General features: G+C 68.6%; 9 protein-coding genes. 1 reads left to right on the plus strand and 8 read right to left on the minus strand.

What is annotated here, in order from left to right; all coding sequences use genetic code 11:
- The 5 genes from Q4F04_RS09205 to phnG form a co-directional block, all read right to left on the minus strand.
- The coding region (locus tag Q4F04_RS09205; RefSeq protein ID WP_303369548.1) for an alpha-D-ribose 1-methylphosphonate 5-phosphate C-P-lyase PhnJ at nucleotides 1-536 on the minus strand (536 nt) is incomplete at its 3' end.
- Nucleotides 533-1132, minus strand: coding sequence for an HAD family phosphatase (locus tag Q4F04_RS09210; protein ID WP_303369539.1), 600 nt, complete (start codon nucleotides 1130-1132; stop codon nucleotides 533-535). The genes Q4F04_RS09210 and Q4F04_RS09205, both read right to left, overlap by 4 nt.
- A complete protein-coding gene (locus Q4F04_RS09215) occupies nucleotides 1129-2211 on the minus strand; it encodes a carbon-phosphorus lyase complex subunit PhnI (protein ID WP_303369540.1) in 1083 nt (360 codons plus the stop codon). Before Q4F04_RS09215 ends, Q4F04_RS09210 begins: the two co-directional genes overlap by 4 nt.
- Nucleotides 2211-2780 carry a phosphonate C-P lyase system protein PhnH gene (gene phnH, locus Q4F04_RS09220; protein WP_303369541.1) on the minus strand — a complete coding sequence of 190 codons (570 nt, stop codon included), beginning with the start codon at nucleotides 2778-2780 and terminating at the stop codon, nucleotides 2211-2213. Before phnH ends, Q4F04_RS09215 begins: the two co-directional genes overlap by 1 nt.
- Entirely contained in the window at nucleotides 2780-3184 is a 405-nt protein-coding gene (gene phnG, locus Q4F04_RS09225; protein WP_303369542.1) for a phosphonate C-P lyase system protein PhnG, read from the minus strand. Before phnG ends, phnH begins: the two co-directional genes overlap by 1 nt.
- A 135-nt stretch (nucleotides 3185-3319) precedes the next feature.
- On the opposite strand from phnG, the gene phnF reads away from it, so the two are divergent.
- Nucleotides 3320-4036: a phosphonate metabolism transcriptional regulator PhnF gene (phnF, locus tag Q4F04_RS09230; protein ID WP_303369543.1), complete on the plus strand. Its 717-nt coding sequence runs from the start codon at nucleotides 3320-3322 to the stop codon at nucleotides 4034-4036.
- Here phnF and Q4F04_RS09235 read toward each other — a convergent pair.
- From Q4F04_RS09235 to phnE (Q4F04_RS09245), 3 genes are all read right to left on the minus strand, one after another.
- Nucleotides 4033-4647, minus strand: coding sequence for a chloramphenicol acetyltransferase (locus Q4F04_RS09235; RefSeq protein ID WP_303369544.1), 615 nt, complete (start codon nucleotides 4645-4647; stop codon nucleotides 4033-4035). The genes phnF and Q4F04_RS09235 overlap by 4 nt on opposite strands.
- Nucleotides 4648-4723: 76 nt before the next feature.
- Complete coding sequence (phnE, locus tag Q4F04_RS09240; protein WP_303369545.1) at nucleotides 4724-6052, minus strand: phosphonate ABC transporter, permease protein PhnE; 1329 nt, start codon at nucleotides 6050-6052, stop codon at nucleotides 4724-4726.
- Nucleotides 6053-6056: 4 nt separating this feature from the next.
- A complete protein-coding gene (phnE, locus tag Q4F04_RS09245) occupies nucleotides 6057-6830 on the minus strand; it encodes a phosphonate ABC transporter, permease protein PhnE (RefSeq protein WP_303369546.1) in 774 nt (257 codons plus the stop codon).
- Nucleotides 6831-6832: the final 2 nt, after the last annotated feature.

Genomic DNA, 6832 nt, shown 5'->3' on the forward strand with positions numbered 1-6832 from the left:
ACATAGCGCCCCTCGACCATCACCGGATAGGCATAGCTGGTCGCGATCTGGCCGTGGCGGGCGATGTCCTCGTAAAGCTTGACATGCATGAGTCCGTATTCCTCAAGCTCGTGCATCTTGCGCGTTACCGTCTCGCGCGGTTCAAGGAAGCGCAGCGGTTCGGGGATCGGCACCTGGTAGACGAGGATCTGACCCTCGGTCAGCGGCGCTTCCGGGATGCGGTGGCGGGTCTGGATGACCGTGGCCTCGGCGGTGCTTTCCGTCACCGCGACGCCCGCGGTGCGCTGGAAGAACTTGCGGATGGAAACCGCGTTGGTGGTGTCGTCGGCGCCCTGGTCGATGACCTTCAGCCGATCCTCGGGCACAAGGCAGGCCGCCGTCACCTGCACGCCGCCGGTGCCCCAGCCATAGGGCATGGGCATCTCGCGGCTGGCGAAGGGCACCTGATAGCCGGGCACCGCGATGCCTTTCAGGATCGCGCGGCGGATCATCCGCTTGGTCTGTTCGTCCAGATAGGCGAAGTTGTAGTCGCTCACAGCAGCCCCCGTTCGGTCAGGTCGGCTTCCAGCGCCTCGGGCGTGGTGAAGACCACGGCGTCCATGCCGAAGGCGCGGGCGCCCGCTACGTTGGCCGTGCTGTCGTCGATGAACAGGCACTCCGCCGGGTTCAGCCCGTTGCGGTCGCAGAGAATGCGGAAGATCGCGGCATCGGGTTTCAGCAGCTTCTCCTGCCCCGAGACCACAATGTCGCGGAATACCTGCGTCAGCCGGGGATGCAGCCGTTGCGCGTCGGGCCAGGTTTCGGCCGACCAGTTGGTTACCGCGTAAAGCGCGTGGCCTTGCTCGGCCAGCCGGCCCACCAGCGCCCATGTGCCCTCGATCGGCTCGGCGATGGTCTCGGCGTGGCGCAAGGGGTAGTCGGTCGCCGGATGGGCGCGGCCGCCGTGACGGGCCTGCAGATCGGCGCTCGCCTCGGCCCAGCTTCGGCCGCCGTCCTGCAGGCGGTTCCAGTCGTGGAAGCCGACTTCCTCAAGATAGGCGTCGATCAGGTCGGGGCTGTCGAAGTGATCCGCGAAGGCCGCGTGCAGGTTCCAGCGGACCAGCACGTTGCCGATGTCGAAGACGATGTTCATTCCGCAGCCTCCTGCATAGGCGCGGCCTCGGTCCGCAGGCGGCGGACGAGTTCCAGTTCCGCCTGGAAATCGACGTAATGCGGCAGCTTGATATGTTCGAGGAAGCCGGTCGCCTGGATGTTGTCGCAGTGATACAGCACGAACTCCTCGTCCTGCGCCGGGGCGCCGGTATCCTCCTCGCCCAGTTCCCGCCAGCGCAGCGCCCGGTCCACCAGGCTCATGGCGATGGATTTCCGTTCCGACTGGCCGAAGACGAGGCCGTAGCCGCGCGTGAACTGCGGCGGCTCGGTCTTTGAGCCCTTGAACTGGTTGACCGTCTCGCATTCGGTCAGCTCGACCTCGCCGATCTCGACGGCGAAGCCCAGTTCCGGGATGTCCACCTCGACTGCCACCCGGCCGATGCGAAGTTCGCCCACGAAGGCGTGCGTCCGGCCATAGCCGCGCTGGGTGGAATAGGCGAGGGACAGGATAAAGCCTTCGTCCCCCCGTGCCAGGGCCTGCAGCCGCAGCGGGCGCGTGGCGGGCAGTTCCAGCGGCTCGCGCGTCAGGTCGGGGGGCGCGCTGTCGTCATGCGGCTCGGCCTCGATCAGCCCGTCGCGGTTCAGGAAGCCGGTGACATGGGGGACCGGTTCAGGGTTCGCCTCCTGCACGGGCGCGGGCGGCACCTCGTCCTCAGCCGCGAGTTTGAAGTCGAGCAGGCGGTGCGTATAGTCGAAGGTCGGCCCCAGCACCTGCCCGCCCGGCAGGTCCTTGAAGGTCGCGCTGACCCGCCGGTCCACCGCCATCGCCGCCGTATCCACGGGCTGCGAGGCCCCCAGCCGCGGCAGCGTCGTGCGATAGGCGCGGATCAGGAAGATCGCCTCGATCAGGTCGCCCCGCGCCTGCTTGATCGCCAGCGCGGCGAGGTCGGGATCATACAGCGAGCCTTCCGCCATCACCCGGTTCACCGCCAGCCGCATCTGTTCGCGGATCTGGGCAACGGACAGGTCGGGGACGGCGGGATCGCCGCGGCGTTCCTCGGCCAGCCAGGCATGGGCGTTGTCGATGGCGCGCTCGCCACCCTTGACGGCGACATACATCAGGCAGCCTCCACGCGGGTCGAACGGGGCAGCGCGGCAAGCCGGTCGCCGCAGGTCAGGATGCAGTCCCAGCCCAGCGGGAACAACGCGCGGTTCGCCTGGAACGCCGCCACCTCGGGCAGCGACAGCCGGGCCGCGTCGCGGATGCCGGGGCCGGTCAGGCGGGGGCCGTCGGCCTCAAGCCGGTCCATTTCCACGATCAGCGTGGCCGAGCGGTCGGGATAATCCGCCTGCCCGATGCGGAAGCGGGCGACAGGCTGCAGGTCCGCCCATGTCCCCAGGGCAAATGCGGCCTCCTCGGCCGGGGCGAATGGGGCACCGATGTGGAAGGCCACCCAGTCCCGCACGTAGGGACAGTCCGCCCCGCCCGCGAGGAACAGCGGGGTCGTCGGGTCCGCCAAGGTCAGCAGCGCCACGCCAGCGGCGGGCGACAGCGGAGCGGGGGATGCTGCACCCTCGACAGGGTGGATCGTGCCGGGGCGGGCCATCGCTTCCAGGATGGCGCGGAAGGCGCGGGCGCTTTCCACAGGGGCGTCGGCGAAGCCGCCGATCAGGGATTGCGGCCGCATCAGTCCTCTCCACGCACAAGGGTGAAGAAATCGACCTTGGTCGCCGCGGCCTTTCCGGCACGGGCGGTCCGGGCGGCATGGGCCTCGGCGGCCAGCACATCCAGCACCTCGGCCCGGATGCGGGGCGCGGCCCCGGTCTGCATCAGCGCATCCGCCACGGCGGCGCGGGTGGCATGGGCCTTGTCGCGCCCCTGCACCCAGGCGTGCCCCACCGCGCCGCAGTCCAGCCGGACCGAGCAGCGCGTCACCGTCATCTCGCCCAGGTTGAAGGGTGCCCCGGTCCCGCCCGTGCGGCCCCGGACCATCACCGCCCCCGTCTCGGGCGCGCGCAGGACCGCATGGGCCGCGACCTCCGGCATCAGTTCGGCCAGCCGCGCGGGCGGCGCCTTGGCAAGCGTGGCCATCCAGCCCTTGCGCCCGGTTTCCGTCACCTGTCTCGACATCTTGGCAAGTTGTCCAATTCACTATACAACTAGACTTCTTCTAACCGTCCCGCTGCCTCGGCTCAACAGCGGAAGTGTGAAATCTTGGTGACAAGCATGGCGCGCCCCTCCCTCTGGTCCTCGATCGCCGAAACTCTGCGGGCCGAGATCGCGGAGGGTCTTTACCGCCCCGGGGACAAGCTGCCGACCGAGGCGGAACTGGCGGCCCGCTTCGGCGTCAACCGCCACACGGTGCGTCATGCGCTGGCGGCGCTTTCGCAGGACGGCACCGTGCATTCCCGGCGCGGCGCGGGCGTCTTTGTCACCGCCCGGCCCACGGATTACGCGCTGGGGCGCCGGGTCCGCTTCAACCGGAACGTCGCCGCATCCGGCCGCACGCCGTCGCGCCGGATCACCCGGCTGGAAACCCGTCCCGCCAGCACCCGCGAGGCCGGGCCGCTGCGCCTGTCCCCCGGTGCCGAGGTCCATGTGGTCGAGGGCATCTCGCTTGCCGACGGCCAGCCCCTTGCCGCGTTTCGTTCGGTCTTTCCGGCCGCGCGTTTCCCCGGCCTGCTGGCAGCGGTGGATCGGCACCAGTCGATCACGGCGGCGCTGGCCGATTGCGGCCTGACCGATTACACCCGCGCCGAGACCCGGCTGACGGCGAAGCTCGCCAAGGCGGTGCTGGCGCTGGCGCTGCAGATCCCGCAAGGCGCGCCCATTCTGCGATCCACCGCCGTGAACATCGACGCCGAGGGCAAGCCGGTCGAATACGGCACCACATGGTTCGCGGGCGACCGGGTGACGCTGACCGTCAGCGCTGACGGCGTCTAGCCGTATTTCTCAAGAAAGGCCTCGGCCTTCAGGCTGCGGAAATCAGGCAGCGCCGCGCGCAGGCGCTGGTGGTCCCAGTCCCACCAGGCCAGCGCCAGCAGGCGCTCGATCACCTCGGCCGGAAACCGCGCCCGCAGCGGCACCGCCGGGCAGCCCGCGACGATCGTGAAGGGGTCGATGTCCTTCGTCACCACCGCGCCCGCGGCCACGATTGCCCCCGCGCCCAGCGTGACCTCGGGCTTGACGATGGCGCCATGCCCGATCCAGCAGTCCGGCCCCAGAATGGTGCGCCGCGCCGCGCGGGCGGCGAAGAAGGCGGGGTCATCCCCGGCATCCTCCCAGTAATATGACGACCGATACAGGAAATGATGCTGCGCCACATGGGTCCAGGGATGGTCCGTCGGCCCGATCCGCACCATTGCCGCGATATTGGCGAAGCGCCCGACCGTCGTGTTGGCGATATCCGCCAGCCGGTCGCAATAGGCATAATCGCCGAAATCCGAGTTCAGGACGCGCGACCCCTGCCCCACCTCGCAGTAAGCTCCAAAAACCGAATTGGTGATCTCGCAATTCGGATGGATGAACGGTTCAATGGCGGACAGCTTTGGCATCTCGGTGTTTTTCTTCTTCGTAAGAATATCCCGGGGTCCGGGGCAGCGCCCCGGTCCGGCGGTCCGACCGGCGCAATCAGCCGCCCTTGATGAGCTTGCGCCGCAGCCAGCCCGACAGGCTGTCCATCAGCATCACCATCAGCACGATCAGCACCATGTAATAGGCGACTTCCTCCCAGTCCTTCTGGGTCATGATCGCCTGCGTCAGCAAAAGCCCGATCCCGCCGCCCACGATGGCGCCGATGATCGTCGCGGACCGGGTATTCGATTCCAGGTAATACAGCACCTGCGACAGCAGCACCGGCACCACCTGCGGGATCACGCCGAAACGCGCCCGCTGCAGGCTGTCCGCGCCGGTCGAGCGCACGCCCTCGACCTGCTTCTCGTCGATGTTCTCGACCGCCTCCGAGAACAGCTTGCCGAAGGACCCCGTGTCGGTGATCAGGATCGCCAGCGCCCCGGTCATCGGCCCCGGCCCGAAGGCGCGGGCCAGCACGATGGTCCAGATCAGCGCATCCACCCCGCGGATGAAGTCGAACACCCGCCGCATCCCGAAGCGGACAGCCCCAAGCGGCATCATGTTCGACGCGGCCAGGAAGCCCAGCGGCAGGGCGACCAGCGCCGCGCCAAAGGTGCCCAGGAAGGCCATCAGCACAGTTTCGAACATCGCCCTGGCGACGTCGCCATGCCGCCACATCTTGTTGGTCCAGAACTCGGACGCCATGTAGCCGAGGTTCGAGCGTTCCGGGTCGATCCGCTCGCCGCTGACCGCCAGCGCCGCCAGTTCCAGCGGCCCCTTGCCGTAGAAGGGACTGTCGAGCGTGAAGAAGAACAACTCCCACCCCGGCTGGTAGCGGAAGGTTTCCACCTTGGACCGGGTGTAGTTGAAGCGCCCCGCATCCGTCGTCACGGCGATGCGGTTCTTCGAGACGGAGATCCCCTCGGGCAGCGGCTCGGGCGCGTCCAGCACCAGCCCGTCCCCGGCCGGGCGGATGTCGATGGTGCCATAGCCCGGCACGGCATAGCGGGCGCCTGCCGGGTCATAGGTCACGACATGGCCCTGCCCGAGATCGATGGTCGTCACCTCGCCCGCGACCGTCACCCAGTCGGGAAGCATCCCCGGCGGATAGGTGCCCTTGGCCTCGCCCTCGATGGCGACGGTCAGCTCGCCCGAGCGGTTGTCGCGGGTCACATGGGTCTTGTGGGACCAGAAGTCCGACAGCAGGATCGCCGCATTGTCCCAGCGCGCCCGCTGCGCCAGCCCCGCCACGTCGAAGGCGATGGCGGCATAGGCGAGATAGGCCAGGATCGCCGCCGGGACAGCCAGCGCGGCCAGCCTGCGGCGGGCAAAGCGGCGGATGATGCCGGGGGACAGGTCGGGCGCGGGCAGGGTCAGGGTGGACATGGCGTCAGCGTCCTTTCACCAGCCGCGCGCGGGCGCGGTCGGAAATGCGGTCGATGATGACGATGGTAATGAACAGCAGCAGGAAGATCGCCACCACCTGGTCATAGCGCCCCTGCCCCCATTGCATCGCGAGCTTCAGGTCATGGCCGATGCCGCCCTCGCCCACGAAGCCCAGGATGGCGCTGGCGCGGACATTGATCTCGAAGCGCAGCAGCGCATAGGACAACCAGTTCGGCGCCACCTGCGGGATCACCCCCAGCCACATCCGCTGCGACCAGTTGGCGCCGACCGATTGCAGGCCCTCGACCGGCTTCGCATCGGCGTTCTCGGCGACTTCCGAGAACAGCTTGCCCAACGCGCCCGCCGTATGGACCCCGATGGCGATGACGGCCGGGACCGGCCCGCCGCCGAGGATGAAGATCAAGACCAGCGCGATCACGATCTCGGGCACGGCGCGGAAGGCGTCCATCAGGCGGCGGAACACCGGCGTCAGCCGCGGCCAGCGCGACAGCCCGCGCGTGGCCAGCAGCGACAGCACTGCAGCAGCCATCCCGCCCATCAGCGTCGCGACGGCCGCGATGTTGACCGTCTCGACCAGCGAGGGAAAGAACTGCGCGATCCGGCCCGGAATGGCCGCACGCTTCTCCCAAGCCTCGGACAGCACCTCGGACGGAAAGGCCGTCAGCATCGGCAGCCCATTCAGAAAGCCGCCCGCGTTGCGCCCTTGGGCCAGCAGGAAGCCCGAGGCCATCAGCGCCACGAACAGCACCAGAAGGATGC

It is taken from the genome of Paracoccus sp. (in: a-proteobacteria) (assembly GCF_030536915.1).
Taxonomy (GTDB): domain Bacteria; phylum Pseudomonadota; class Alphaproteobacteria; order Rhodobacterales; family Rhodobacteraceae; genus Paracoccus.

Coding starts and splice junctions, on each gene's coding strand:
- phnE (WP_303369545.1), bottom strand. CDS start 6,052: ATGTCCACCCTGACCCTGCCCGCGCCCGACCTGTCCCCCGGCATCATC.
- phnG (WP_303369542.1), bottom strand. CDS start 3,184: ATGGCCACGCTTGCCAAGGCGCCGCCCGCGCGGCTGGCCGAACTGATG.
- Q4F04_RS09215 (WP_303369540.1), bottom strand. CDS start 2,211: ATGTATGTCGCCGTCAAGGGTGGCGAGCGCGCCATCGACAACGCCCAT.
- Q4F04_RS09210 (WP_303369539.1), bottom strand. CDS start 1,132: ATGAACATCGTCTTCGACATCGGCAACGTGCTGGTCCGCTGGAACCTG.
- phnF (WP_303369543.1), top strand. CDS start 3,320: ATGGCGCGCCCCTCCCTCTGGTCCTCGATCGCCGAAACTCTGCGGGCC.
- Q4F04_RS09235 (WP_303369544.1), bottom strand. CDS start 4,647: ATGCCAAAGCTGTCCGCCATTGAACCGTTCATCCATCCGAATTGCGAG.
- phnH (WP_303369541.1), bottom strand. CDS start 2,780: ATGCGGCCGCAATCCCTGATCGGCGGCTTCGCCGACGCCCCTGTGGAA.